This is a genomic window from Streptomyces sp. NPDC090741, from assembly GCF_044769045.1.
Lineage (GTDB): Bacteria > Actinomycetota > Actinomycetes > Streptomycetales > Streptomycetaceae > Streptomyces.
Map to the genome: position 1 here is coordinate 1 of NZ_JBIVXF010000047.1, position 2,668 is coordinate 2,668.

A 2,668-nucleotide genomic window follows, 5' to 3' on the forward strand; every position below is an offset into this window, starting at 1 on the left:
CTCGCAAAAAGACTCCCGGGTCTGAAGCCACCGGTGTTGATTTCCACCGAGTCTTAACCCACCGATTTCATCTAAATCTGACCCACCCCGAGACAGCGTAGTACATCTATTCCGGTGTGGATAACTCTTCGTTACCCGCTGGTTTTGCTGCTCTCTTTCTTGTCGTCTTCGCCTTGGCAGAACTGGTCCTGAAGCGCCACGATTCATTGCCCGTTTCAACGATGTGGCAGTGATGGGTGACGCGGTCCAGCAGCGCTGTCGTCATCTTTGCATCCCCGAACACGCTCGCCCACTCGCCGAAGCTGAGATTGGTCGTGATCGCGACGCTCGTGTGCTCGTAAAGCTTTGAGAGCAGATGGAACAGCAATGCACCACCGGTCTGGCTGAACGGCAGATAGCCCAGCTCATCGAGAATCACCAGATCGACGTACATCAGCTTGTGGGCGACCTGGCCTTGTTTGCCGATGGACTTCTCCTGCTCCAGGGCGTTGGTCAGCTCGACGGTCGAGAAGTAGCGCACACGCTTGCCGTGGCGCTGTACGGCTTCGATTCCGATCGCTGAGGCGAGGTGCGTCTTGCCAGTGCCCGGACCACCGATGAACACGACGTTGTGCGCGCTTTCGAGGAACGACAGCTCGCTCAGTTCGCGCACCAGCGCTTCGTCGACGTGTGCCTGCGCGAAGTCGAAGCCCTTCAGGTCGCGGTGGGCCGGGAAGCGCGCAGCGGTCATTTGATAGGCAATCGAGCGCACCTGCCGTTCGGCGGTTTCAGCCATCAACAGCTGCTTCATGAAGCGCTCCGGCTCGAAGTCCGTGTGGCGCGACTGCGCGAGCAGCTCCGGCCACGTGCTCGCCATGCCGTGCAGTTTAAGACCCTTGAGCTGGGCCGCGATATCGTTAGACATGACGATCCTCCGGTGGGTTGGCACGCAGCGTCTCGTAACGGCTCACGTCGGCCGCGGGCTCTTCCTTGAGCTGGAGTTTCGTCGTGGCGAGGCTGCCATTCGTGACGGGCGCCTTCAGCCGGCTCAGCACGTTCAGGACGTGCTCTGCGCTGGGGCGTCCTGAATCCAGCGCAGCCTGTACGGCGAGCAGCACCGCATCGAGCCCGTGTTCGCGCACCGCAGCGAGCACCTGCGTCATGACGCGATCGCCGCCCGGGTGTTTCAGCAGATGCCGCTGCAGCAGTTGCAGCGGCTGCGGCATCGTGATGAACGGCGCGCCGTTGCGCAGTGCGCCGGGTTTGCGCTCGACCAGCGTGACGTAGTGGCGCCAATCGTAGAAGGTCATGTGCCGCTCGAAGCTGCGTTCGTGGCGTGCGATCTCCTGGGCGTTGGCGACGACGCTGAGATATGCCGGATAGCAGCGCACGCTCACCAACTGGTTCGTGTACTCGGTGGGCACGCTGTAGCGGTTGCGTTGGAAGTGAATCAGGCTGGTCGACGAGACTCGCAGGGTCTGCTCGATGTAGCCGTCGAACGGCCGTGGATTGGGCATCAGCCGGGTACGCTCGTCCTGCAGCACATCCTCGACTGTCAGCTCAGGCCACTGCGGGTGCCGCATGTGCCACGCCTCACGACACTGACCAGCGACCCATTCGTTCAGGATCTCCAGCGTTTCCCAGCGCCGTAGCGCTGCTTCGTGCCAGATCTGACGTCGCCGGTCCTGAACGTTCTTCTCGACGATGCCTTTCTCCCAGCCTGCAGCCCGGTTGCAGAACTCCGGCTCGAACAGGTAGTGACTGCACATCGCTTCGAAGCGCGCGTTGACCGCACGCTCCTTGCCGCGGCCAACCTTGTCCACGGCGGTCTTCATGTTGTCGTAGATGCCGCGCCGCGGCACGCCGCCGAACGCGGCGAACGCGCGGGCGTGCGCATCGAACAGCATCTCGTGACTCTGTGTGGGATAGGCGACGAGCCAGAACGCGCGGCTGGAGTTAAGTTTGACGTGGGCGACCTCCAGGCGTCGCCGCAGCCCGCCAATAAAAGCGTATTCGCAGCTCCAGTCAAACTGGAAGGCTTCGCCGGGTTCGAAGGCGAGCGGCACGAAGGCCTGCCTGCGAGGCGCCTCAGCCTGCTCCTCGTGCCAACGCCTCACGAACGCGCTCACCCGGCCGTAGCTGCCGGCGTAACCCTCGGCGCGGATCGCCTCGAACATGAACCGGGCGGTGCGCCGGTCACGCTTCGGGCGATGACTGTCGGCACGCAGCCAACCTGTCAGCTGTGCGGCCCAGTCGTCGATGACGCTCGGGCTGACGCGCTTCGGATACTTCGGCTCGACGGCATCAGTCTGCCGCAGCCAGCGGCGCACCGTGTTTCGGGACAGGCCCGTACGCCGCGCAATCTCGCGCAACGGGACCTTCTCGCGGAAATACATCCGCCTGATCTTGGCCAATATACCCACCGTGATCACCTTTGTATCCCCTGCTCAAAGATTGAGCAGAGCATTCAATCACGTGGGTCAAAATTCGATGAAAATTTCCAGCTCTAGTGGGTCAGTTCTGCCCGGACATCAACAGGCTATGGCCAGCTCCGCTGATAGCGGACGTGGAGCCGTCCCGTCGGCGAGCTGCAAACTGCGGCTCGCCGAGTGCCCTAAGTAATTTCTGATTTGATAAATTTATGAACATAAAAATTCATTGGTCTACCGCATTGACCCTTCGAGCCGAC

2 protein-coding genes are annotated in these 2,668 nt (G+C 61.7%); both read right to left on the minus strand.

Features of this window, described 5'->3' with window-relative positions; translation table 11 throughout:
• Positions 1-106 precede the first annotated feature (106 nt).
• On the minus strand, positions 107-904 hold the full coding sequence (istB, locus tag ACIQU4_RS42325; protein ID WP_059740757.1) for an IS21-like element helper ATPase IstB: 798 nt from the start codon (positions 902-904) through the stop codon (positions 107-109).
• Entirely contained in the window at positions 897-2,402 is a 1,506-nt protein-coding gene (gene istA, locus ACIQU4_RS42330; RefSeq protein ID WP_122946716.1) for an IS21 family transposase, read from the minus strand. The genes istB and istA overlap by 8 nt, the downstream gene beginning before the upstream one ends.
• Between the last annotated feature and the right edge of the window lie 266 nt (positions 2,403-2,668).

What these genes read in the sequence shown, in the direction of transcription:
- istB (WP_059740757.1), bottom strand. Translation starts at nt 904, where the DNA reads ATGTCTAACGATATCGCGGCCCAGCTCAAGGGTCTTAAACTGCACGGC.